The organism is uncultured Pedobacter sp., from assembly GCF_913776295.1.
Classification (GTDB): Bacteria; Bacteroidota; Bacteroidia; order Sphingobacteriales; family Sphingobacteriaceae; genus Pedobacter.
Map to the genome: position 1 here is coordinate 18847 of NZ_CAJYOJ010000003.1, position 24456 is coordinate 43302.

19 protein-coding genes are annotated in these 24456 nt (G+C 38.9%); 6 read left to right on the plus strand and 13 right to left on the minus strand.

Going from position 1 to position 24456, the window contains the following annotated elements:
• Window positions 1-26 precede the first annotated feature (26 nt).
• The 9 genes from QZ738_RS00370 to QZ738_RS00410 form a co-directional block, all read right to left on the minus strand.
• Window positions 27-1094 (minus strand): M20 family metallo-hydrolase, encoded by a 1068-nt coding sequence (locus QZ738_RS00370; RefSeq protein ID WP_293782822.1) that lies wholly within the window; start codon window positions 1092-1094, stop codon window positions 27-29.
• Window positions 1095-1162: 68 nt separating this feature from the next.
• Window positions 1163-1972: a pyrroline-5-carboxylate reductase gene (gene proC / locus QZ738_RS00375; protein ID WP_293782824.1), complete on the minus strand. Its 810-nt coding sequence runs from the start codon at window positions 1970-1972 to the stop codon at window positions 1163-1165.
• Between the two features lie 267 nt (window positions 1973-2239).
• Complete coding sequence (gene argB, locus QZ738_RS00380) at window positions 2240-3028, minus strand: acetylglutamate kinase (RefSeq protein WP_293782890.1); 789 nt, start codon at window positions 3026-3028, stop codon at window positions 2240-2242.
• 96 nt (window positions 3029-3124) lie between these two features.
• Window positions 3125-4096 carry an acetylornithine carbamoyltransferase gene (locus tag QZ738_RS00385; RefSeq protein ID WP_293782826.1) on the minus strand — a complete coding sequence of 324 codons (972 nt, stop codon included), beginning with the start codon at window positions 4094-4096 and terminating at the stop codon, window positions 3125-3127.
• Between the two features lie 158 nt (window positions 4097-4254).
• Window positions 4255-5385 carry an aminotransferase class III-fold pyridoxal phosphate-dependent enzyme gene (locus QZ738_RS00390; protein WP_293782828.1) on the minus strand — a complete coding sequence of 377 codons (1131 nt, stop codon included), beginning with the start codon at window positions 5383-5385 and terminating at the stop codon, window positions 4255-4257.
• Window positions 5386-5430: 45 nt separating this feature from the next.
• Window positions 5431-5802 (minus strand): four helix bundle protein, encoded by a 372-nt coding sequence (locus QZ738_RS00395; RefSeq protein ID WP_293782831.1) that lies wholly within the window; start codon window positions 5800-5802, stop codon window positions 5431-5433.
• Between the two features lie 41 nt (window positions 5803-5843).
• On the minus strand, window positions 5844-6863 hold the full coding sequence (gene argC, locus QZ738_RS00400) for an N-acetyl-gamma-glutamyl-phosphate reductase (protein ID WP_293782833.1): 1020 nt from the start codon (window positions 6861-6863) through the stop codon (window positions 5844-5846).
• Window positions 6864-6948: 85 nt separating this feature from the next.
• The gene (argG, locus tag QZ738_RS00405) at window positions 6949-8136 is read right to left on the minus strand and encodes an argininosuccinate synthase (protein ID WP_293782836.1); all 1188 of its coding nucleotides are present in this window, start codon (window positions 8134-8136) and stop codon (window positions 6949-6951) included.
• 1 nt (window position 8137) lies between these two features.
• Window positions 8138-8836 carry a GNAT family N-acetyltransferase gene (locus QZ738_RS00410; protein ID WP_293782840.1) on the minus strand — a complete coding sequence of 233 codons (699 nt, stop codon included), beginning with the start codon at window positions 8834-8836 and terminating at the stop codon, window positions 8138-8140.
• 571 nt (window positions 8837-9407) lie between these two features.
• Here QZ738_RS00410 and QZ738_RS00415 point away from each other — a divergent pair.
• Window positions 9408-10109 (plus strand): DUF4397 domain-containing protein, encoded by a 702-nt coding sequence (locus QZ738_RS00415; RefSeq protein ID WP_293782843.1) that lies wholly within the window; start codon window positions 9408-9410, stop codon window positions 10107-10109.
• A 162-nt stretch (window positions 10110-10271) separates the two neighbouring features.
• Here the strand turns inward: QZ738_RS00415 and QZ738_RS00420 are convergent, their stop codons facing one another.
• The 4 genes from QZ738_RS00420 to QZ738_RS00435 are packed head-to-tail and all read right to left on the minus strand — an operon-like array spanning window position 10272 to window position 16691.
• A complete protein-coding gene (locus tag QZ738_RS00420; RefSeq protein WP_293782846.1) occupies window positions 10272-11255 on the minus strand; it encodes a DUF5007 domain-containing protein in 984 nt (327 codons plus the stop codon).
• Window positions 11256-11268: 13 nt separating this feature from the next.
• Entirely contained in the window at window positions 11269-11955 is a 687-nt protein-coding gene (locus QZ738_RS00425; protein ID WP_293782849.1) for a hypothetical protein, read from the minus strand.
• Window positions 11956-11981: 26 nt separating this feature from the next.
• Entirely contained in the window at window positions 11982-13499 is a 1518-nt protein-coding gene (locus QZ738_RS00430; RefSeq protein ID WP_293782851.1) for a RagB/SusD family nutrient uptake outer membrane protein, read from the minus strand.
• A gap of 12 nt (window positions 13500-13511) precedes the next feature.
• Complete coding sequence (locus QZ738_RS00435) at window positions 13512-16691, minus strand: SusC/RagA family TonB-linked outer membrane protein (RefSeq protein ID WP_293782854.1); 3180 nt, start codon at window positions 16689-16691, stop codon at window positions 13512-13514.
• Window positions 16692-17151: 460 nt separating this feature from the next.
• On the opposite strand from QZ738_RS00435, the gene QZ738_RS00440 reads away from it, so the two are divergent.
• The 5 genes from QZ738_RS00440 (at window position 17152) to QZ738_RS00460 (ending at window position 24370) form a co-directional block, all read left to right on the plus strand.
• The gene (locus QZ738_RS00440; RefSeq protein ID WP_293782857.1) at window positions 17152-19590 is read left to right on the plus strand and encodes a TonB-dependent receptor; all 2439 of its coding nucleotides are present in this window, start codon (window positions 17152-17154) and stop codon (window positions 19588-19590) included.
• A 59-nt stretch (window positions 19591-19649) separates the two neighbouring features.
• Window positions 19650-20360, plus strand: a complete 711-nt coding sequence (locus tag QZ738_RS00445; protein ID WP_293782860.1) for a DUF4198 domain-containing protein — start codon at window positions 19650-19652, stop codon at window positions 20358-20360.
• A 73-nt stretch (window positions 20361-20433) separates the two neighbouring features.
• Window positions 20434-21630 carry a PepSY domain-containing protein gene (locus tag QZ738_RS00450; protein WP_293782863.1) on the plus strand — a complete coding sequence of 399 codons (1197 nt, stop codon included), beginning with the start codon at window positions 20434-20436 and terminating at the stop codon, window positions 21628-21630.
• Between the two features lie 348 nt (window positions 21631-21978).
• The gene (locus QZ738_RS00455; protein ID WP_293782866.1) at window positions 21979-23118 is read left to right on the plus strand and encodes a M28 family peptidase; all 1140 of its coding nucleotides are present in this window, start codon (window positions 21979-21981) and stop codon (window positions 23116-23118) included.
• Window positions 23119-23293: 175 nt separating this feature from the next.
• Window positions 23294-24370, plus strand: a complete 1077-nt coding sequence (locus QZ738_RS00460) for a DUF5694 domain-containing protein (protein ID WP_293782869.1) — start codon at window positions 23294-23296, stop codon at window positions 24368-24370.
• Window positions 24371-24456 lie beyond the last annotated feature (86 nt).

The window sequence follows — 24456 nt, forward strand, 5'->3', positions numbered from 1 at the left end:
AGCTTAAGCCTTCAACCTTAAAACCCTCAACCTTGAACCACTGGTTTCAACATATTCACGTATCCTTCCACTCCTTCTGCTACTTCTCTAACATATATAAATTCATCGGCCATGTGCGAACGACCTGAAAAACCCGGTCCACATTTTACAGATGGAATATCCAATAAAGCCTGATCAGATGTAGTAGGCGAGCCGTAAGTTGTTTTGCCCAAAGCTACCCCAGCCTGCACAACCGGATGGTTTTTATCAATAGATGAAGGTTTTAAACGGATGGAGCGTGGTGTAACATCACAATCTACGTTTGCGCGGATAATTTCCAATACCTCTTCATTGGTGTAAGCATCTGTTACCCTTACATCAACCGTAAAAGTACAGTTAGCGGGTACTACATTATGCTGCGAACCGGCGTTAATGATCGTTACGGTCATTTTCAGCGGACCAAAAACTTCTGATACTTTGGGAAACTGATAATTTCTAAACCATTCAATATCTTTCAACGCTTTGTAAATCGCATTCTCCCCTTCTTCCCGGGCAGCATGCCCTGCTTTACCGTGCGATACACAATCCAACACCAGCAGGCCACGTTCAGCGATAGCTAAGTTCATTTCGGTAGGCTCACCTACAATACCAAATTCAAGTTCACCTAAATCAGGCAATACCAGTTCCAAGCCATTATTGCCCGAAATTTCTTCTTCAGCCGTAGCTGCCAAACAGATATTATATTTCAGGTTTTCCTGCTCGTAGTAGTACAAAAATGTTCCGATTAAAGAAACCAGACAACCACCAGCATCATTACTGCCCAAGCCAAAAAGTTTATCTCCTTCAATTGCTGCATCGTATGGATCGCGGGTATAACCTGAGTTCGGTTTAACCGTATCGTGGTGTGAGTTTAACAATAAAGTTGGCTTACTGGCATCAAAATGCTTGTTATAGGCCCAAACATTATTCATCTTACGCTGGGTCTTAACCCCTCTCTCTTCCAAAAACTGGGCTATTAAATTAGCAGTCCGGTCTTCTTCCTTACTGAAAGACTGGATGCGAATCAATTGCCTCAGCAGATCCAGACTTTCCTTTTGTATATTTTCTAGTAACATATAGTATCAAGTAGTTAACAGTAAGCATCAGGATAGCGTTAAACCCCTACACCTTCAACCTTACACCTTTAACCTTCTTTTGTGTACAAATTCCCCGCTTTCAAAGCCGAAAGTTTAATACCTTTTATCAACGACGAACTAAAACCATTATGTTCCATTTCATTTAAACCAGCAATGGTACAACCTTTCGGCGAAGTTACCTTATCTATTTCTGATTCCGGGTGTGTTCCATGTAATAAAAGTAAATCGGCTGCGCCTTTAGCCGTTTGAACAGCCATTTTCAACGCTTCATCAGCATGGAAACCAATTTCTACGCCACCTTGCGATGCAGCCCTGATCGCCCTCAAGAAAAAAGCGATACCGCAGGCACAAAGTGCTGTTGCAGAGGTCATCAGATCTTCATTAATTTTTACCACAGACCCAACAGTTTCGAACATTCTGGTTACCTCAGCAATATTTTCTACTGACGCATTATCGCTGGCCATACAAGTCATAGACTGGCCAATGGCAATTGCCGTATTTGGCATTACCCGTACCACTTCTACACCATCACCTAGTTTTTCCCTAACAGCCGCACAGCTCACCCCCGATATTACCGAAATAACCAAATGTTTAGCCTGGATAACCGAAGTTTGAATTTCTTCTAAAACCGTGTTTAACTGCTGGGGCAGAACAGCGAGGATGACAACGTCCGCATCAACAACCGCTTGTTTATTATCTTGGCTAACCTTAAAGCCGGCTTCAGCAAAAGATTTTAAATGGTCAGTATTTCTACGGGTAAGGGTAATGTCGGCAGCCTGGGCAAAATTGGCTTTAACCAATCCTTTCGCTAAAGATAAACCGATGTTTCCACTACCAATAATGGCTATTTTTTTCATTTGATTACAAAGATTTTGGTGACTTCACCGATTAATCAATTAATGTTTATTTGAAAAGCAGTTTCGGTAATACTATTAAGGTCAGTCCTGCTATCCACTTCAATCTTTTTAAGCATGACAGTTAATTACAGCTACAGCTAAAAAAGTATTTCCGTTTCTATCAGGTTTAGCTTGCAAAAGCAGTGGTTAATCGGTTTCTTTTCCTCTCTGAGCAATACATTGATGCAATGATTCAACCCTGTGCCTTCAACCTTAATACCTTCCGCCTTATTTCAGCATTTTGGTACCAAAAGTACCCGTTGCCAATTCAGCCAACTCATCGGCCTTTCCGATATATACTGCTGAAACACCTTTCTTGATGGCTTCAAAGGCATTATGTAATTTTGGGATCATTCCACCTGCTACCGTTCCATCAGCCTTTAATCCTTCAAATTCATCTGTTTTAACTTCTCTTACCACAGAGGCATCATCATTTACATCTTTTAGTACACCTTTTTTCTCAAAGCAATATACCAATCTTGTTTCATATAAAGCTGACAATGCCACTGCTACAGACGAAGCAATAGTATCAGCATTGGTGTTCAACAATTGGGTTTCGCCATCGTGTGTAATGGCACATAAAACTGGAACCAATCCTGCTTTCAACAGGTTGTCTAACGTGCTTGCTGATACAGAGTTTTCATCCAGATCACCAACAAAACCGTAATCAACGTCTTTAACAGGGCGTTTTTTCGCCTGAATAATATTTCCGTCAGCACCGGTTAAGCCAATGGCATTGCTACCTTTGGCCTGTAATTGGGCAACCATATTTTTGTTGATCAATCCGGCATAAACCATGGTTACAATGCGCAAGGTTTCGATATCCGTTATTCTTCTGCCCTCAACCATTTTAGCTTCAATGCCCAGCGATTCGCCCATTTCGGTTGCGATTTTTCCACCGCCGTGCACTAAAATTTTATCTCCTGGCAGTGCTGTAAAATCCAGTAAAAACCGGTGCAGGTTTTCTGAATGATCAATTACGTTTCCACCTATTTTTATGATCGTAAGTTGCTTCATCATGTATGTTCGCCGTGGCTCGTATATGCACTAACCACCCTAATTTTTTATTTTAATGATTTCGGTTCTTGAGGACACGAACCGAAGCTATAGAATTTACAACTCCTCCAGTACCGCTTTAATGACGGCTTGTGCGGCCCATAAGCGGTTTCCAGCTTCGTGGATTACCAATGAATTTGGACCATCCAAAATTTCTGATGATAATTCCAGATCTCGGCGAACCGGCAAACAGTGCATCACTTTTGCATCATTGGTGATTTTTAACTTTTCGTTATTCATCATCCAGCCATCCGGATAAGTTAATACCTTTCCGTATTCTTTGTAACTGCTCCAGTTTTTTACGTAAACATAATCAGCGCCAACCAGGGCATCTTCTATATTATATTGGATATTGGCACCCGGTGTAAAATCTTCTGCAAGTTCATATCCTTCTGGCTGAGCAATCGTGAAATCGATCATTCCCTCCGCCTGCGCTTTACACATCCACTCTGCAAATGAATTGGGAACAGCCTGTGGGAGTGCTTTAACATGAGGCGCCCATGCCAAAACTACTTTTGGTTTGCGGCCGTCAGGTTGTTTAGTCCAGGTTTCGTGAATGGTAATAATATCAGCAAAACTCTGCAAGGGATGGCGTGTTGCACTCTCTAAGCTCACTACCGGCACAGCACAGTATTTCACAAACTTATTGAAAAAATCCTCACTGTAATCTTCGTCCCGATTATTTAATTTCGGGAAACAACGCAGCCCAAGAATATCGCAATACTGCCCCATAACGGCAGCAGCCTCACGGATATGTTCTACAGTAGAACCATTCATCACTACGCCATCCTGCGTTTCCAAAGCCCAGCCTTCTTTATCCAGATTCATCACCATCACATTCATCCCTAAATTCAAGGCTGCTTTTTGCGTGCTTAAACGGGTACGTAAGCTAGGGTTCATGAAAACCAATCCAAGGGTTTTGTTCTTACCTAAATGCTGATGTGCATAAGGATTGGCTTTTAATGCCAATGCATCATTTACAAATTGTTTGATGCTCGGAACATCATGTACGGAAGTGAATAACTTCATGATTTAAGGTTAAAGGTTGAGGGTTGAAAGGCTGAAGATTTTTTGACAACCTTCCAACACTCAAAAATTTATAAAATGCGATTATCACCGCTTGATTTATATTAAAGTTTTTGGCTTTGCATTTACACCATTCGGCCTTTTGCCTTCCCGCCCTCTACCTATTTTACCAACTTTCCAAATGCCTGCAAAAACTCATCTGCATGCGCTTTGGTTAAATTTAATGCTGGCAGTAAACGGATCACATTGGGCTTTGCCTCGCCGGTAAAGATGAAATGCTTAAACAACAGCTCTTTTTTTACATGCGCCAGCTCTTCTGGTAATTCGATACCAATCATTAAACCACGGCCACGAACTTCTTTTACCTGTTCAAATTTCTTTAATTCGGCAATTAAATAATTCCCCACCTCTTCGGCGCTTTTCATTAGGTTATCCTGCTCCATCACCTCCAGCACAGCCAAAGCCGCAGCACAGGCCAGGTGGTTACCGCCAAAGGTTGTACCCAATTCGCCGTGCCAAGGTTTAAATTTAGGGGCTATAGCAATTCCGGCTACCGGAAATCCGTTGCCCATTCCTTTTGCCATGGTATATACGTCAGCTTCTACGCCGGCCCAATCGTGAGAGTAAAACAAACCTGTTCTGCCATAACCACATTGTACTGAATCGGCAATATAAACAGCATTGTACTCATCGCATAGTGAACGGATTTTTTGAAGGAAGCTTTTTGATGCTTCTTTAATTCCACCAACACCTTGTATACCTTCAATAATTACCGCACAGATTTCGTTACCCTGCGCTTTAAAAGTTTCTTCTAAAGCCACCTCGTTATTATGCGGCAAAAAGATCACATTTTCGGTCTGATTAACCGGTGCTACAATTTTAGGGTTATCGGTTACAGCAACCGCTAGAGAAGTACGTCCGTGGAAAGCGCCTGTAAACGCTATTACTTTTTTTCTGCCATTATAAAACGAGGCGAGTTTAAGCGCATTTTCATTTGCTTCTGCTCCTGAATTACATAAAAATAATTGGAAATCCTTTTTGCCCGATACTTCTCCCAGCTTTTCAGCCAGTTGCACCTGCAAAGGGATTTTAACAGAGTTGGAGTAAAAACCAACTTTGTTTAACTGATCGGTTAATCGGCTTACATAATGTGAGTTGGTATGGCCAATGGAAATTACAGCGTGTCCGCCGTATAAGTCTAAATATTGTTGTCCGTTAGCATCCCAAACATTGCTGCCGGCTGCTTTGGTAATTTCTATATCGTTAAGGGGGTAAACGTCGAATAGTTGCATATTTTGAGGTATAAGGTTTGAGGTATAGGGTTTGAGGTATAGGGTTTAAGGTTTTTTCCCTCCACTTCTCAAAAATTTTAAAAATGAAATTAGCATTGCCCTAACTTCGTTAATTAATTGACTCACTTTCAGATAATCATCTTCACTTATATACTTTAATTCTGAAGCACATAAACAACAATAATCTATCTCATTGGCAGAACCTAAAGCATTATCAAGAAAATGTGCAAAATCTTTATCTGTAAATCTTCCACATCCTTCAACAATATTCAAGGGTATAGATAATGAAGCTCGGGTAAGTTGTGAGGTTAATTCAAATCGCTCTTCTTTTGGAAATTGAGTCGCAAAATTCTTTTTGATGAACATATTCAACTCATGTGCTTTTTTCCAAACATCAAGTTTTTTATAATCTCTCATGCTTTTACCTTATGCCTTAAACCTTAAACCCTTTACCTTAATTAGAAATTTGCTGCTTTAAGCTTCAGGCCGGCATCTTCCTTTAGTCCAAACATCAGGTTCATATTCTGAACCGCTTGTCCGCTGGCACCTTTTAACAGGTTGTCAATGATGCTGATGATAAATAATTTATTTCCATGTTTTTCTACATGCACCAGCGCTTTATTGGTATTTACCACCTGTTTTAAATCAATATTTCGCCGGCTTACATGGGTAAAAGGGTGATCGCTGTAATAATCTTCGTAAATAGTTTGAGCTTCCTCTAAGGTTAAATCACTTTCCAGGTACATTGCGGCTAAAATACCCCGGGTAAAATCACCGCGTTGCGGGATAAAATTTAACCCCGCCGCTCCTAAAAGGGAACCAGCCTGACGAAGGCTCTCGCCGATTTCATTCAGATGCTGGTGTTCAAATGCTTTATAAATAGAGAGGTTATTGTTTCTCCAGCTAAAATGAGAAGTGGTAGCTAAACTCTGTCCTGCGCCCGTAGATCCTGTTGTGGCATTGATATGAACGTCATTCTGGATCAATCCCTTTGCCGCTAATGGCAATAAACCCAATTGGATACAGGTTGCAAAACATCCCGGATTAGCAATATTGCCTGCCGATTTAATTTTATCGCGGTTTAGTTCGGGAAGACCATAAACGAAAGTACGGTTTAAGAGTTTCGCATTTTGAGCCAGCCTGAAATCCTGCGATAAATCAATAATTTTAATGTTATCGTTAATAGGATTAGCAGCTAAAAATTTCTTTGCATCGCCATGGCCAACACAAAGAAAAAGTACAGCTCCCTCTAAATCTCCCCCGGTTGGCGAGCATTCAAAAAGCTTATCGAAATCTACACTATCCGTAAATCTTAAATCGGTATCACCAATTAAATCCGTATGCACATCCGAAATCAGATTTCCGGAATTGCTGGTGCTATTTACGAAAGCAATTTCAACATTTGGGTGGTTAACCAGGATGCGCAACATTTCTCCGCCAGTGTAACCTGCACCACCAATAATTCCTGCTTTAATCATTTTTTTTAAGGTTTAGGATATAGGGTTTAAAGTGTAGGGATTAGGCAACCTTACGCCTTTTCACCCTAAACCTTAAACCTCGAGGCTATGCCTCATGATTTACTTTATGCCAGATCATTACCTGGTTACCGAAGATTTTAGAGAAACCTTTTACATCTTCACCGCTCCAGGCGTTATTCATTTCGCCGTAGCTACCAAATTTATTGCTCATCAAATCGTGGTCAGATTCGATACCGATGATCTGGAAGCGGTAGGGCAATAACTCTACAAACACCTTTCCGCTCACAAATTTCTGCGTATCGGCTAAGAATGCTTCAATATTCCGCATAATGGGATCATGGAACTGACCTTCATGCAACCAGTTGCCATAGAAAGAAGACAGTTGTTCTTTCCAGCTTAACTGCCATTTGGTTAACGTATGTTTTTCTAAAGTGTGGTGTGCTTTGATAATAATTACCGGACCCGCAGCCTCGAAACCCACGCGGCCTTTAATACCAATAATGGTATCGCCCACATGGATATCTCTACCAATGCCGAAAGGTTGCGCTATGGCCTGCAATTTCTGGATGGCTTTTACCGGCGCTAATTTTTCACCATCAAGCGCTACCAGTTCACCTTTCTCAAACGTCAGTTCAATTTTACGAGATCCGCTTTCTGAAACCTGGGTTGGCCATGCACTTTCTGGTAAGGTTTCATTGGAAGTTAACGTTTCTTTACCGCCCACAGACGTACCCCATAGACCTTTATTGATCGAATATCTCGCTTTTTCGGCACTATATTCAACACCATGACCAGCTAAATATTCAATTTCTGCTTCGCGCGATAATTTAAGATCACGGATTGGCGTAATGATTTCAACATCTGGAATAAGGATATTAAAAATCATATCGAAACGAACCTGGTCGTTACCTGCGCCTGTACTGCCATGTGCTACATAATCAGCACCAATTTTCTTTACATAGTTGGCAATTGCCGTGGCCTGACTTACCCTTTCTGCACTCACCGAAAGTGGATAAGTTGCATTTTTTAATACGTTGCCAAAAATCAGGTATTTAATACAATCATCATAATAGCCTTCTGTTTCATCTACCACCGCATGCGATTTTACCCCCAAAGCATAAGCTCTTTTCTCAATTTCCTGTAACTCCTCATCAGAAAAACCACCGGTATTTACAATCACCGAGTGAACTTCCAATCCACGGTCTTTCGCCAGATAAATACAACAAAATGAGGTATCTAAGCCTCCGCTAAATGCTAAAACAACTTTTTTCATGCTATTTAAATAAAAGGGTAAATAAAAATAAAAGGGCTTTTAAGCCGGTTTTCGGCTTTTGTTTAACAACCAAACGTTGTTTGATGCGCATAAAGCGCTCGTATAATTTGGGTTTTTTCTGCAGTTCTTCGGCAAACTGCTTGGCTACTTCGTGTTTTTTTTCAGCGGGATCGTAGAGCATGGCGGTGCACATGCAGTTTTTACGTTCCTTCATTTTTAAAATTTCGAAGTTTACGCAGCTCTGGCAGCCTTTCCAAAATTCTTCATCCTGGGTAAGTTCGCTGTAGGTTACAGGTTCGTAGCCCAGGTCTGAGTTTATTTTCATCACGGCCAAACCTGTTGTTAAACCAAATATTTTTGCCTTTGGATACAACCTTCTTGACAGGCCGAAAATTTCATTTTTAATGGCTTTAGCCAATCCGGCCTTACGGTATTTCGGACTTACGACCAAGCCACTGTTGGCTACAAATTGTCCGTGACTCCAGGTTTCGATATAGCAAAATCCTGCCCATGAGCCATCGTTGTGGAAAGCAATAACCGATTTGCCCTCCTGCATCTTGTTAGAGATGTATTCTGGAGAACGCTTTGCGATACCTGTACCACGTGCTTTCGCAGATTCAGCCATCTCGGTTACAATTTCTTCTGCAAATACACGATGTTCAGGAAGTGCGACCTGCACTATAAATTCGTTAATATCCATTCGTTTTCTAACGAAAAATTATAAGTATTCTTGTTAATTGGGTTTTTAGAGAGGATCAATTCCTCGTGATGTTTAGTTTGAGTACTAAATACGTGGAGTGAAATTTTGCCGGCTTGTGGGATAAAAAAATACGGATTGAAAATGATTAATAAACAAACCTCTTCCCGACACGGCGTGTGCGGTAGAAACTGAAAGTTTATGTAAAATTGGTTTAATCATTTCTTGCGTATTAAAACGGCTTTAACTCTATTGAGGTGCAAAGGTTTAAATAAAAATCGAGTTACGCAATAATATTGTATTTTTTTTATGTTAAGCTTTCTATTTTATTGGATTATTTTGACTGAAACAAACACTTATACAGCTACAAAAAATTCTGTTCTCAACGTCTTCAGGTGACCGTTTTGATGACCAGCTCAATTTTTGTTAAAATAGACACAAATCTTTAACAATGCTTAACATCATTTAACATCTCCAGATAGGGTTTAAATGCAATATTTACCAACCTGTAGCGAATACTGCTGAATGATCGTTTTATGGGTACTCCGTAATTATTAAATCAAATTTTAACCGTATGAATAATTTTAAACTTTTTCATTTCAAACCAATCGTTTTAGTTGTGCTGATTGCTTTTACAACGCTAACTTCATGTAAAAAAACCGAGACCGTCGATCCTACCATATCTTATTTAAGGGTGATTAACGCGTCACCGTCTTTGGCAACTTATAACGCTTACTTTAATGGCAATATGGTTAATCCGGCAGCTTTACCATTTGGAGGTGCTGTTAGCTATCTTTCATATGCCGCTGGCACTTACAGTTTAAAATTTACAACAGCCAGCAGTGCAGAGAGCTTATTAACCAAAAATATCACCTTGAATGCAAGTACCTATTACTCTACTTATTTAATTAATAAACCTGGTGCATTAGATGTTTATACCATTAGTGACGATCTAGCTATCCCATCAACAGATAAAGCCTACATCCGTTTTATCAACTTATCGCCTGATGCCCCAGCACTAGACCTGGCCAAAACCAGCGCTACTGCTTCGTTAGTGACCAATAAAGCCTTTAAAACTGCAAGTGCCTTCATTGCGGTAGATGCAGGAACTTATACACTAGACGCGAAAGAAACTTCGTCTGGAGCTATTAAAGCTACTTCGGAGAGTACCAGCTTTACAGCAGGTTATCACTATGATATTATTTGTGGTGGTTTGACAACACCTTCAAATGATACAGAACGTGCATTGAGTTTGCAGGTTATAATGATCAAATAGGAAAATCTGCGTTACCAGTTCATAAAAAAGGCAATTTTCGATATGAAAATTGCCTTTTAAGTTGTAGTAAAAATTATCACTGTATCTTGATTAAGAAAGTATATGCTAGATCCTTCAACAGGCTCAGAATGACTTCCAGATTTATTCCACAGCTGCTATTTTTTATTTTCTGGTTACATCAGTAAATTTTACCTGAATGACATAAGTACCTTCTAATTTAAGTCTCCAAGACCATCTTGGGTTTACAGAGAAACCTGGTGATGTTGGAAATCCATCTATTGATTTTATAAAGGTACTCGGTATTCTGTAATACATTAGGAAACCCCAGTCGGTAGTTGGTGTAACATATTTTGTTAAAGGGAACGGTGCTAGCTCAAAATCGCAAATCATAGCGGTATCAGTTTGAATAACCGGGTTGAATTTAGCATAATTTTCAAAAACCGGACGGTCACCCCTTTGTATTATTTCTTTTGCTTTAGGATTAAAGACATTTCCGTTTTTATCCACCATTTTCAGTATCGCTCTTGCACCTAAAGGTGAAATTTTTGTACAGGTAATGATTGGGTTTTTCATTGGCGTTACTGCACCTGTAACATCATTAAAGCCGTTAGCTACATTATCAGTAATCTCAAACAGGTCATCTATTGTGGGCTCCACCACATTAATTGTCGCGAGTTTAGGGAATATCTTTGTACCAGTACCATTAGTCATTTCTACATCATATACATATCTTCCCAATGGCAAGAAACCGGACGCTCTGTTAAAGGTAAGCTGTCCGCTTAATTCATTAAACTCCATTGGCTTCTTTTTAACTACCTCCCTTTTCTTATTCAGCAAGTCAAGCGTTACGTCTGTTTCCGGATCAAAATTGGCACCGGTTTTAAAGACAGTAATTTCATATTCCTTCGAAAATTCTGCAGGTGCAGGAGAACCGTCTTCTTTTCTCAAATTCAGTAATTTATAGGTAAAAGGCGGTGTAGAACCATCCGCATTGATTCTATCTGATTGAAAAAGAGGTAAACCTCTTTTTGCATAAATGTTATTGTCTTTATATCGAATGGCATCACTTAGAAAACCATTCTGTATTTTTTTACAGGCCACTACACTTAACAAGAGTAATAATCCTAAAATGTATTTTATTTTCATAATTGTGATTAAATTAATTGCCCAACGATTGTGCATTAAAAAACAACCTGTGGTATCCACTTAATACATGAACTACACCATTGGTTGTGACGATTCCAGATGTTTGGCAATCCACAGCCTTGTCTTTCTGTGAATCGGGAATGGTACTTTGATCCGTCTCCTGATCATCACGGGTTCCGATTACTTTGGTATACGTTACATAATCCACATAATTAAGATACTGTGTATATTCATAAGAACGTCTCAATTTGATCAGGTACTGAACATTTGGAATAGCCCCCAATAAACTGTTATAAAGCTTACCGCTAACGGTCATCTGGTCTCTGTTGATCTTGCCCGCAAATAAATAAGTCTTTAATGAATCGTTCAGCTCCTGTGATGGAATATCTTTGATCCCAAAATCAAAATTTTCCTTCCCAAGTTGGAGAGATTTCTGATATTTCTTGGCTTTTACATACTCCGCTATGCCATAATTTGTAGTTGCAAAAAGGGTTACATTACCATTTACTACATCCTTTAAGCCAGCCCGGTCTATCACTTTCACTAAGGAATCGAAATTGCGGTTAGACTTTAAGTAATCGTAAGTACTTAAATTCACATTGGGATCACTAGGGCCGCCATCCCTTTTATAATCATTTTTTTTACAAGCCGTTAGCGCCAGTAATAATAATGAAAGATATACTAATATATTATTTTTCATATTTTTAATCTCTTAATAAAAACAACTTATACTTTACCCAACCAATATGGTGTTTGTTTCAATAACGGATTGTTTCTAAACAACGCAGGGTCTACAGGCCAATAAAACCCTTCTCTTCTAAACCTGCTTTCCGTAAGCCAATCTACGATAAGGCCGTATCTTCTGGTTCTAAGCAAATCATAAAACAAATGCCCTTCCAGGTACATTTCTTTCCCACGCTCATAAGCATATTCATCCATTACCTGATCTACGGAGCTTCCAGAAGGAATCAATACCGGATCTGGGTCATTTCTTTTCCTGAAATCATTAATAATACTGATGGCTGTTGCTGCATCTTTTTTGTAAAGTGCAATCTCCGCCTTAAGTAGTTTCAAATCACCCAGTCTGAAAATGATAATGTTATTGCTCAGGTAAGGGTCTAATTTTTGCCCAGGATTTCTATACGTTACATTACTGTACTTTACACTCATTGGTTTATCTGGGTTGGCAAGGTCAAAGCCCTTTTTATAACGGATATCAGTAGTTGTTTCGAAATGATTATTAAGATATAAAAGCGTGGTATAAAAACGTGGGTTGTTTCCGTAACCTTTGATATAATTCTCATTTAAAAAATAAGAACCTATAGAACTATTGGAACCTTCCAATGTATTCTCGCTAATGTTGATTTCAAATATTCCCTCAGAAGAACGACCAATGAAGGTATTTTTATAATTGGCAGTATCGGTTAAAGCATATCCTCCTTTGGCAATTAGGGTATTTATGGTCGTATCAGCACTATTCACGTCAGTCAAATTTGGTGCATCCACTGAAACATCCAACATCGTTGCTCTCCAAAGATACAAATGTGCTAAAAGGGCATATACTGAGCCTTTATTTGCCGTAACTTTGGCGTCGCCGGTATTGGTATAATTCCAGCTTAACAGATTAATGGCTTTTTTACAATCATTTTCAATCAATTTCATCACCTCCGATTTTGAACTTCTTGGCAATTGAGGTGCATTGATTGGATCGTCGTAGGCTTCTGTAACCAGCGGTACATCGCCCCATACCCTTACCATCATAAAGTAACTTAATGCGCGAAGAAAATAGGCCTGGCCAATTACTGAATTCCGGAATTGTGTAGGATCGTCTTCGCCAGACAATTGTGTATCGCTCATCGCATTAACTTTCTTCAAAATCAGATTAGACATGGCAATGCTTTTATAATATAAAGTATAATTTGCCAGCGTATTCAGATTGTATTGAAAGGTAAAATCTCCACCCTGAATTCCTTCTAAACCGTCTCCGGAATATTGGATGGTAAAATAGTTTTTGGCAATCGCATCACCATACATAAAATAACGATTGTTTTTGTTGGTAATCGCACTACGCATCATGGCATAATTACCAGCGATGGCACTTCTTACATCCTTGGACGATTGCCAGAAGGTTTGCTCATAAGGTGCGTCTTTAGGTTCTTCATATAACAATTTTTTACAGGAACTTACGGTAACTGCTATGCCCAAAGCGATAAGAACACCGATTTTTGTGATTATATTTTTCATTTATTGACGATATTAAAATTGAACTTGTACACCTAGAGTATATTTTCTTGGAATAGGATATCCCGTTCCATTATATTCTCCATATCCGTTAACAGCTTCTGCATCTGGTAATTTTTTTGATTGCTGGAACATATATACGTTATCAACAACGGCGTATAATTTCAGCTGACTTAAGCCTAATTTTCTTACGGCTTTAGGACTAAAATCATAACTAAAATTGATACTTCTGATCCTTGCATAACCACCTTTTTCTAGGAAAAAAGATTGTGCAGCTGTATAATAATATCGATAGGATCCCAAATCGAGTTTTGCATATTCGGCTTGATCTCCAGGGTTTCTCCAGATGTTCAGGCGACTTAGATCCGGTGAAGAAACACTGGCAAAATTATATACGGCATTAGCATCAGTTGAGTTCGTAAAACGATCTGAATCAAATAGGTTGAGTACATCACGTTTAAGTGTAAAGTTTACAAAAACACTTAAGCTAAAGTTTTTGTAAGAAAAGTTATTAGTCCAGCCACCGGTAAAACGTGGGTTAGGATCACCAATTGGAGCCTTATCCGGATTGATACCATCATTAAAAATATCTATAAAATAATCTCCATCCAAATCTGCCAGATAAAAATCACCTGCACTAAATGTTCCATTACTATTTCGATATCTTTCTCCAGTGTAAGGATTCTGGGGAATATCTGCTGAAGTAGAAAATACGCCTTTTGTACGGTATAAATAAAAAGCATTTAGTGGACTACCTACAGAAAGCACGTGGTTTTTATCAAAACGATCTCCGCTCAAAATAATATCACGGCCACCATTCGGCAGACTCATGACCTGATTTTTATTGTAAGAGATATTAAAAGAGCTATTCCACTTAAATTCCTTACGGATTGGATTAGCAGTTAGAACCAACTCCAAACCTGAATTACGAACGGCAAATGCATTGGTAAAGGCATTGTCATAGCCTGATGTAACCGGCAAATCAACATTAAAAAGTTTTTCTCTTACTTCTTTGTTATACACATCGAATGAAATGGCATATCTACCATTATCGATTTCCAGATCGGTACCAATATTCCATTGGATCGATTTCTCCCAGCTTAAGTCTTTTTGTGCCACACCATTTCTGAAGTTAGGTGTAATTGCGGTTACACCATTATATGAGGTTGCTCCAGAATTCCCACTAAAATAACCATTGTTAACCTGATAGGTATTATATTGCACATAAGCATTTCTTTTATCCTCATTTCCTGTCACGCCATAACTTCCTCTTATTTTTATGAGTGTAAAAGGATTATTAGATAGGTTTTTCATAAAGTTCTCTTCTGAAAGAAGCCATCCTGCTGAAATGGAAGGGAATACGCCATATTTGTTATTTTCACCAAAACCAGATGAACCGTCCGTTCTGATTGTTCCCGATAAAAGATACTTGCTATCATAGTCATAATTGAAGCGGCCGTAATATGCGATTAGGCCATGGGCAATGTAATTTGAATAGGCAAAAATATTCTGTTGTTTAAACCCTGTAACCGTTTGAATATTGTCTGAAGCACCTCCATAGCCAGATGCCTGGGTAGATTGAAACAAACTATACTCGATATCCTGACCCGCTACTGCACTAAAAGAATGTTTTTTAATGGAACCATTATAAGCCAGATAGTTTGATGTTCTTAAGCCTATAGCGCTAGAAGAGAAACTGGAAGAGCTGTTGCCAAAACCATTGTTTAACAAATTGCTCATGCTCACATCCCTGCGCGTATTATCATTAGTATAGGAAGATTGAGAATTTAAGGTAAAATGTTTATTAAATTCATAAGCCAGGTTGAGGTTAGCTCCAAACTGGTTCGACACATTTCTATTTAAATTTTCACCATCTTTACTTACAAAATAATCCAGTTTTTCGGGAGATATATTAAATAACGAAGAGGGCAGATTCCCTGAACCAACTTTTGTAGGCTTAGATGGATCGTTTGGATCTTCATTACCTCTACCTCTGCTAGAACTTGAATAATAAAATATGGGGTTGATCATTAATTTTTTATTCATCGCCCTTGAGGTAAGGTTTAAGCGTGTGGTATAACGTTTAAAGCCTGTTCCTTTTACAATACCATCTTCGTCATAATAACCTCCGCTGAAACGATAAACCGTTCCATTATCAGTACCACCACTGATACTGAGGTTATTATCATTGATTTTACCTGTCTGATAAAATAAATCCTGCCAATCGGTATGGCCATTGAATGCCGGATTTAAGCTGTCGGTAAGGATGTAAGGCAGTTGTACCCGCTGATCGTAACTCAGCTGTCTTTGAAGTACCTCCATTTTTTGTCTACGCTCGGTAGTACCCATGGTTGCCTGCCTTAAGTTAGGGCGTTGCACCATACCGTAATAAGAGTTAAAGCTTACTCTTGTATCGCCACCTGTACCTTTTTTCGTTGTAATTAAAATCACGCCGTTAGCAGCTCGTGAACCATAAATGGCCGCTGCTGAAGCATCTTTTAATACATCAATAGATTCGATATCACTCGGATTAAGGCCGGCCATGTAGTTGGTTCCTGTACCTGTTCCTGGTGGCACAAGATCATCAGATGATTGAGGAACACCATCTACTACATAAAGTGGCGATCTAATGACATTAAACTGATCATAACCTGTACTACCTGTTGAGTTACCCCTTACAGATACTGTTGGTGCCACACCTGGCTGGCCAGTAAAGTTTTGAACGTTTACACCAGATAAACGCCCCTGTAACAACTGATCAAAACTTGCTGCAGGTAAATTGGCCAGTTCTTTACCGGAAATACTGGAAATTGCTGCCGTCGTTTTCTTTCTGGTAATTTTCTGATAACCGATAGTAACCACTTCACTGAGTGTATTATTATCCTCTTCCAAAGAGAAATTTAATGTACCATTGGCCGAAACCGCTTTCTCTACCGAGCGATAGCCTACAATTCTGGCGGTAACAATTGCACCCTCTTTTTGAACAGTTAGGGAGAATTTTCCCTCAGCATTGGTGGCCGTACCATTTTTGGTACCCTTTTCAATAATCGAAACGCCGGGGATTGGTTTTTTGTCCTGATCTACAACTGTTCCCTTAATGGTTTTCTGGGCGAAGGCCAGCCAAGGGATAAGTAGAAAAAACAATGTTGCTTTTAAAATTTTTACATAGCAATGTTTTGTAGAAGTTTTTTCCATTGATGTCTAGTTAGTTTAGTTTATTAATATTTTAAAAGTATCAACATTTTTACCTGGTGGTTAACAACTTTTTAGCTAAATAAAACCATATTTTAACATAAAAATTTAACATTAATTAACATTTACTGTTAGCGCATCACACTTTTACGATCAATAATCTGCCTCTATGTGCCGTTAATGGCTATTTACAATAAAATAAGTCTTATTTTAATCCTTTTCCAGAATACATTTCGCTAATTAATTAGCAATCAGATTTTGACAACTGAGATATAAAAAATGTCTCAATGGAATCCGCTAAAACGATAAACTAATCTTTTAGTACATCCATTCTTTTTTGCTGCAAAAAGCAACTGAATACTTATGGACTTATCCAATTTAGAATAATTCAAAATAATTTGGATTATATAATTTTCTGATGTTATTTTGCGACTGTTTAGATTTAATCCAAATAAATATCAAAATGTTAAAGATCAAATTTTACAGTTTTACCTTACTATTTATTTTTATCAATATACTGTGCTTTGCTCAGCAACCTGTAACGATCAGGGGTACGGTTACCACTTCTGATGGGAAACCTGCAGCTTATATTACTGTAGGTTTGAAAGGGAAAGGCATTGGAAATATGACCAATGATAAAGGTATCTTCGAAATACAAAGAGTTAAACCCGGTTCGTATATCTTACGCGTATCAGGCGTTGGCATCCAGAGCATAGAAAAATCAGTTACCATTACTGCAGGAGAAAACAAAACAGTTGATTTCGTGATCAGCCAGAACTCAAATCAACTCAATGAAGTGAATATCAATAAAGGCAAAGCCAATAAATATAGCGCTCAAAAAAGCGATTACGTAGCTAAAATGCCGATCAGCAATCTGGAAAATCCTCAGGTTTATACCACGATTACCAAAGAAACATTTAATGATCAATTATTATTTTCGGTTGATGATGCTACCCGTAACGCAGTTGGTATTCAAAAAATGTGGGAATCAACCGGACGTGGCGGCGATGGTGGTGCATATTATGCATCAAGAGGCTTTATTGTACAATCGAAATTAAGAAACGGAATTGCAGGTAATGTAACCAGCCGTAATGATGCAGCCAATATAGAAAGTGTTGAAGTAATTAAAGGCCCGTCAGCCACTTTATTTGGCAGCACCCTAACTTCTTATGGAGGTTTAATTAACCGCATCACTAAAAAACCTTTCGAAGGTTTGGGCGGTGAAGTAACTTATTCGGCAGGTAGTTATGATTTAAACAGGCTAAGTACCGATTTTAATTTCCCTGTTGATAAAACTAACCATATTTATGCCCGTATCAACGCATCTTATAACTATAAAGGCTCTTTTCAGCAAAATGTATTTGATAGGGGTTTCTTTGTGGCACCAAGCTTGGCCTATAAAGTAAACGATAAGCTGGATTTTACTTTTGATGCTGAAATCGCAAATGGTAGTAACACCTTAAAACCGTTTGTTTTCTTCTATTTTCCGGTAAAAGACCTTGGTTTTGATCGGGCTGATCAGGCTGGTATACCTTACGACAAATCGTTTACAGGTGACGTGATGAAACAAAAATATAACAGCACCACTTTCTTTGGACAGGCAAATTATAAATTTAACGACAACTGGTCATCACATACCAGCTTTTCATCCAGCTATAGTTTTTCTAATGGCCGCGGAACTTACCTGTTCTTAGTTCCAAACAACTATCCGCCATTAGGCAACCCAACTGCTGCACCAAGCGCCGACCTCATTTCAAGGGCAGATCAATCAACTGATAACAGTAAACTTTACAACTACGAAATTCAACAAAATTTTAACGGCACTTTTAACCTGGGTTCAATAAAAAACAGAGTGGTATTGGGCCTTGATTATTTACGTCAAAACTCCGATCAATTGTTTTATGGAATCGATAGTTTCGATTTGACCAATAAAAACGGTACTGGCAGCAATTATAATAATTTCACAGAGTTCAATCTGGCAACCATTTATGCAGCAAATACCTATTCCAAATATCCCATTAATTTTAAATCGAACACTTATAGTGCCTGTGCTTCTGATGTGATTAACCTAACCGACAGGTTAATTGCTTTGGCGGCCATTAGGGTAGACCGTTTTGACAATAAAGGTAATTCTGACCGTGCAGGCTCGGCGCCAAAAGGGGCTTATAAACAGACCGTTTTCTCTCCGAAATTTGGTTTGGTATTTCAGCCTATTAAAGATCAGTTATCATTGTTTGCCAATTATCAAAATGGATTTAACAATCTTAACGGTATAGATTATAAAGGCGAAGCATTTAAGCCAGAGCAAGCCAATCAGATAGAAGGCGGTGTTAAAAGTAATCTGTTTAATGGTAAATTAACCGGATCGGTATCTTATTATTATATCAAAGTGAAAGATATTGTGAGGGGTTATAATGGCGATCCCGCTAATCCAAATGCACAGATCCAGGATGGCAACAAAATCAGCAAAGGTATTGAAGCTGAAGTTATAGCGAATCCTTTAAATGGTTTAAACATTATTGCTGGTTTTGCTTATAACGATAACCGCTTAGAAAATGCATCTCCGGATGTTGAAGGAAGACGTGATGCCTATTCAGCTTCTCCGTATTCGGCAAACTTATGGATCAGTTACAAATTTGCTGCAGGTTCGTTAAAGGGTGTTGGTTTTGGGGCCGGTGGTAATTATGCCAGCGATAACAAAATTGTAAACAGTGTAAGCCAGGGCGTATTTATCTTACCTGCTTACGAGGTTTTTAATGCATCCGTATTTTACGATCATCCAAGGTTCAGGATCGGAGCAAAAGTTGACAACTTTACCAATCAGAAATACTGGACTGGTTATAGTACCATGAATCCCCAGGATTTGAGAACCTTTACCGGTAGCGTAACTTATAAATTTTAATAAAATAAGCAGGAGCATCTGGATCAGATCAGCTGCTCCTGTTTTCAAAACCCGGAAACATGAAAACCAAAATCTCATTACTGGCATTATTCATTGCCTTTAGTATCTCGAATGTATTTGCTCATGCCTTATGGATAGAAACCGCCTCAACTGGCAAAAAAGGACAGCAACAGGAAGTAAAAGTATTCTTTGGGGAATATGAAAGCAATGAAACTGATTCTGTGGCGAAGTGGTTTAGTAACCTGAAAGATTTTAAACTGGTTTTAACGGCGCCTGACGGCACCACTAAAGTGCTAACGGCTTTGCCCGATGTACTTTTTTATAAAGCGAGCTTTGTACCAGACCAGGAAGGCCATTATAAGATTTCTATTGTACACGAAGTAGCTGCCGTTTATGAAAAAGCAAAAATAGAATACTACGCCTTTGCCGATGTTACTGTTGGTACATCAAAAATTAACAACGCTTTTCCGTCGGAAGCCGCTTTAACCATCAGGCCTGCTAAACACGGTTTAAAAGTTGGCGACCTGGCTGTTCATGAGGTGATTTATCATAAAAAACCTTTTGCAAACCAGAAATTAACGGTTGTGGGTCCGGATAAGAAAGGCCAACCCGCCAAAACCGATGTACAGGGCAAATTTATCTTTAAACCTGTTGCGAAAGGAAATTACTTTCTTGAGGCCTTTACCGAAGATAAAACACCCGGCAAACTAAACGGACAGGATTACGAAAAAACCTGGCATTTGGTAACCTATACTACCGAAGTTAAATAACCGGACAGTTCAAAACCTTTCAACCAATTGACAGCCGAACCCGCCAATTGGTTCTTTTATTAAATAAAGCCTGATGTCGACAACAAAACCTATACAGAAAAAAACAAAGAAATCGCGGATCAGAAGAATCAGTGACTGGCTGCACTTGTGGTTGGGTATAATATCCGGTATTGTGGTTTTTCATTTGGGCATTACCGGCTGTATTTTTGCCTTTCAGAAAGAAATTACCGAGTTTATCCATAGAAAAGAGCTTTTTGTTGAGGTACCGGCCAATAAAAAAACAATTCCTTTAAGTACGCTAAAGGCGATAGCCGAAAAAGCTTTGGGCGAAAAAAAGAAGATAACTTTCATATCGAGCTACACCCGGGCCAACCGCGCCTGGGAGTTTGGCACTTACAAGCCTGGTAATCCTAAAGCTTTCTGGTATTTCGACGCGATAGATTATTATGATATCGTACGCATCAACCCCTACACCGGCAAGGTTATGTGGGTTTCCGATTATAAATACGAATTCTTCAGCATCATTAAAATGTTGCACTGGAGTTTTCTGATCAATCATCCCATCGGACAACAGATTATCGGTTGGAGCACCCTTATTTTTGTTTTTCTTTTGATCTCGGGTATCGTGATGTGGTGGCCTAAAAACCTTAAAAAATCAAACTTCGATAAAAGTTTCAAAATTAAATGGAAAGCCAAATTTAAACGCATCAACTATGATATGCACAACGTACTTGGCTTTTATGTAATGATTATTTGCCTGATGCTGGCACTGACCGGTTTGGTATGGGCTTTCAAATGGTTTCAGGCCACCGTATATGTGGTGGCATCGGGAAGTACCAGCCCCCCAAAAGCCATAATAGCCAAATCAGATTCGACCCAGGCCATTAAAGCCATTCCTTTTGATGTGGCCTTCGAAACCGCGCAAAGGGTGTTCAAAAATGCCGAACGCATCGGGATGTCGCCAGCCGAAGGAGGTTCAGCAAGCATTTATGCAACGGGTTATAGAGGCGAAGAAACGTTTTGGAATTTCGATGTTCTGGTATTTGATCAGTATACCGGAAAATTGCTTGCCCGTAAAAACCAAAGCGATAAAAATGCAGGTGAGGCAGTTATCGGCATGAATTATGACATTCATGTGGGTGCTATTTTAGGACTTCCCGGAAAAATAATGGCATTTTTTGCCAGTTTGATTGCTGCAAGTCTACCTATCACCGGATTTATCATTTGGTGGGGCAAAAAGAAAAAGAAGAAAAATACCGCAGCTGCGTAAAAATTGCCGCAACCTCATTAATCCATATGACACTGAATTCGTTTCGTCCGGTAAGACCCTGAAATAAATTCAGGGTGACGATCAGCCTTCCCCGGTTTTATTTACTAAATTCCGGCATGAAAAGATTCGGTTTCTTCATATTTAGATGTTAGTCGAGATTGTAATCTCGACTTTATGGATCCTGGATTTATAATCCACGTAAATAATTTATCTCTGTCCGGATTACAAATCCAAACCAACGACAATCATCAATCACTATGATGTTGAATTCATTCAATACAGTAAGACAACCGAATTAATTTAGGGTGACGATCACCCTTTCCAGGTTTTATTTTTGTAAATTCCGGCATGAAAAAATTTGGTTTCTTCATCCTCTTGTTTTGTACGCTCAACAGTTTTGCGCAAGATTCCACATATACCAGGGAAATCATGAATACCCTTGCTTCGAAAGCATTCTGGGGAAGAGGTTATACCAAACATGGGATGAAAAAGGCGGCAAGTTATCTTACTGATGCCTATCAAAAAATCGGCTTATTGCCAATGGGTACAGCATATAAACAGACCTTTAATTTTCCTGTGAACACTTTCCCAGGGAAAATGATGGTAACCATCAACGGCAAAAAACTCGTTCCCGGTAAAGATTTCATAATCAATAACGAAAGTCCGGGCATTAAACAAAAAGCCAGGTTAAAACAAATTGATAGTCTTAATTATCAGGCTACGTCTTCATTAATTATTTCACTAAAAGATAAACTTACCTGGTCTGTAGCAACCGAAATTGGAGACTTAACCACCATACAGCTTAATAAAAAGAGCTTTACGGCCATCCCAAAAGAAATCAGTGCTGATATTGAAAACGAGTTTATCCCCAATTTTCAGGCAGCCAATATTTGTGGTTGGGTTAAAGGAACTACATATCCTGATTCATTGTTAATTATTACCGCACATTACGATCATTTGGGTGGTATGGGTGCCGATACCTATTTCCCGGGTGCAAATGATAATGCAGCTGGGGTGGCTACCCTGTTAAGTTTAGCCAAATATTATGCCGCCAATCCCCAGCCCTACTCCATTGGTTTTATCTGTTTTGCAGCCGAAGAAGCAGGATTATTAGGATCAGCATATTTTGTAGAAAATCCATTGGTTCCTTTAAGTAAAATTAAATTCCTCCTCAACCTCGATCTGGTTGGAACAGGTGAAGCCGGAATGACAGTGGTGAATGCTTCTGTATACCCAAAAGCCTTCGCGCAGCTTAATGAAATTAATAATGAACATCATTATATTTCCAAAATCAATCCGAGGGGCAAAGCAGCCAATAGTGATCATTATTTTTTTACCGAAAAAGGTGTTCCTGCATTCTTCATTTACACTCAGGGCGGCCCAACTGCCTATCACGATATATATGACAAACCGGAAACCTTGCCGCTTACCAAATACAAAGATCTGTTTAAACTAATTGTTGGTTTTAATCGAAAACTGATGGAATAACTACGTTTTTTAGGACGAAAACCATAAACCGCTATGCAAACACTTTAGTCTGCATCCTCAGTTTCCTAATCTCCTTTTCGCCGATTGGGATAATATAACAAACAGTTGGGATAATTAAATTTAACATTGAGGCCTGCATACTCATCTTTGAATCAAACAAAAACGAAACAAAGTTATGAGAACCTTACAAAAATTTATTCTTGCATTATCACTGCTTGTGGCATTTACCATTAAATTGAATGCCCAGAATAAAATCGAAATTGTTATCGTGGGCTCTGCCCACGACAATTCTAAATCGACTATAAATTTTCAGTCTGTCATTGATAAACTTAAAAACTTTAAGCCAGATATGGTTTTTGGAGAATACCTGCCTAAGGACGATTATGCTAAACTTGAGGAAAGTAATTGGGCAAAAGAATTGTTTAAAAAAAATCATGCCTATCTGGAAAAATTAAATCCGGAATCTCCAAAAAATATTGGTGTAGAAATTAAAAGAGATCTGAAAGCACTTGCAAAATTTGCGTACTATCATAAAACGAGAATGAATTTAGCCGTTAACTATGCTAAAAACTGGGATAGAGGCAATACTGATTATCAAATCTTTGTGCTAGAGAATTATATGAAACAGAGTTTTGGCAAAGAAGAATTAGCCACCTATAATAAGATGTTTGGCGGTACAGATTCATTGAAAAAGATAGGTTTTTACAGACCAGGTAGCGAATACAGCAAAATTTATTTTCCCCTTATTTACCAATTGAAACAAGATCGGATTTATAATATGGATTGCCAGACCTATGACAGGCCCTGGAGTGAAGCCTGGCATAAGACAGATTCCTTATACAAAATTCTGACAGACAAAGCTAAAACTGATAGCACCTCTCAGGAAGCCGCTACTGTTAAAGCCATAGAAAAATACTGGTCTTATGATAAGGATGAAGCAAAGGTATTTAATGCTGACCCCTATGCAGGCATGAATACGGTAAAATATGGCATTTTAGATGAAGCCTGGAACTTTTATGGTGGATCTCACTTTTACGGATATGCCGGTTTCCCAACTGAAACAGTAAAGGAAATGATTGCACAATGGACCTTGAGAAACGAAGGCATGTGTAAAAATATTATTGAGCAGGCAAAAGCGCAAAAAGCAAAAAGGGTTGTAGTCGGCGTTGGTGCATCGCACCGGAAATGGATGGAGGAAATTTTGGCTAAAAACCCAGCTGTAAAAATTATTAACTATAATGACCTCCACTAAATTTTACACCCTCCGCGGTCTGTGTCCCTACAGACCGCTATAGGCATAAGTTCTTATCAGTACAGTACAGACCGTGGAAATAAAAA

Excerpts from the sequence above, each read along its gene's own strand:
- argC (WP_293782833.1), bottom strand. The coding sequence starts at position 6,863 with ATGATTAAAGCAGGAATTATTGGTGGTGCAGGTTACACTGGCGGAGAA.
- QZ738_RS00385 (WP_293782826.1), bottom strand. The coding sequence starts at position 4,096 with ATGAAGTTATTCACTTCCGTACATGATGTTCCGAGCATCAAACAATTT.
- QZ738_RS00435 (WP_293782854.1), bottom strand. The coding sequence starts at position 16,691 with ATGGAAAAAACTTCTACAAAACATTGCTATGTAAAAATTTTAAAAGCA.
- QZ738_RS00455 (WP_293782866.1), top strand. The coding sequence starts at position 21,979 with ATGAAAAAATTTGGTTTCTTCATCCTCTTGTTTTGTACGCTCAACAGT.
- argG (WP_293782836.1), bottom strand. The coding sequence starts at position 8,136 with ATGAAAAAAGTTGTTTTAGCATTTAGCGGAGGCTTAGATACCTCATTT.
- proC (WP_293782824.1), bottom strand. The coding sequence starts at position 1,972 with ATGAAAAAAATAGCCATTATTGGTAGTGGAAACATCGGTTTATCTTTA.
- QZ738_RS00410 (WP_293782840.1), bottom strand. The coding sequence starts at position 8,836 with ATGGATATTAACGAATTTATAGTGCAGGTCGCACTTCCTGAACATCGT.
- QZ738_RS00460 (WP_293782869.1), top strand. The coding sequence starts at position 23,294 with ATGAGAACCTTACAAAAATTTATTCTTGCATTATCACTGCTTGTGGCA.
- QZ738_RS00445 (WP_293782860.1), top strand. The coding sequence starts at position 19,650 with ATGAAAACCAAAATCTCATTACTGGCATTATTCATTGCCTTTAGTATC.
- QZ738_RS00450 (WP_293782863.1), top strand. The coding sequence starts at position 20,434 with ATGTCGACAACAAAACCTATACAGAAAAAAACAAAGAAATCGCGGATC.
- QZ738_RS00370 (WP_293782822.1), bottom strand. The coding sequence starts at position 1,094 with ATGTTACTAGAAAATATACAAAAGGAAAGTCTGGATCTGCTGAGGCAA.
- QZ738_RS00415 (WP_293782843.1), top strand. The coding sequence starts at position 9,408 with ATGAATAATTTTAAACTTTTTCATTTCAAACCAATCGTTTTAGTTGTG.
- argB (WP_293782890.1), bottom strand. The coding sequence starts at position 3,028 with ATGAAGCAACTTACGATCATAAAAATAGGTGGAAACGTAATTGATCAT.
- QZ738_RS00420 (WP_293782846.1), bottom strand. The coding sequence starts at position 11,255 with ATGAAAATAAAATACATTTTAGGATTATTACTCTTGTTAAGTGTAGTG.
- QZ738_RS00390 (WP_293782828.1), bottom strand. The coding sequence starts at position 5,385 with ATGCAACTATTCGACGTTTACCCCCTTAACGATATAGAAATTACCAAA.
- QZ738_RS00430 (WP_293782851.1), bottom strand. The coding sequence starts at position 13,499 with ATGAAAAATATAATCACAAAAATCGGTGTTCTTATCGCTTTGGGCATA.
- QZ738_RS00425 (WP_293782849.1), bottom strand. The coding sequence starts at position 11,955 with ATGAAAAATAATATATTAGTATATCTTTCATTATTATTACTGGCGCTA.
- QZ738_RS00395 (WP_293782831.1), bottom strand. The coding sequence starts at position 5,802 with ATGAGAGATTATAAAAAACTTGATGTTTGGAAAAAAGCACATGAGTTG.
- QZ738_RS00440 (WP_293782857.1), top strand. The coding sequence starts at position 17,152 with ATGTTAAAGATCAAATTTTACAGTTTTACCTTACTATTTATTTTTATC.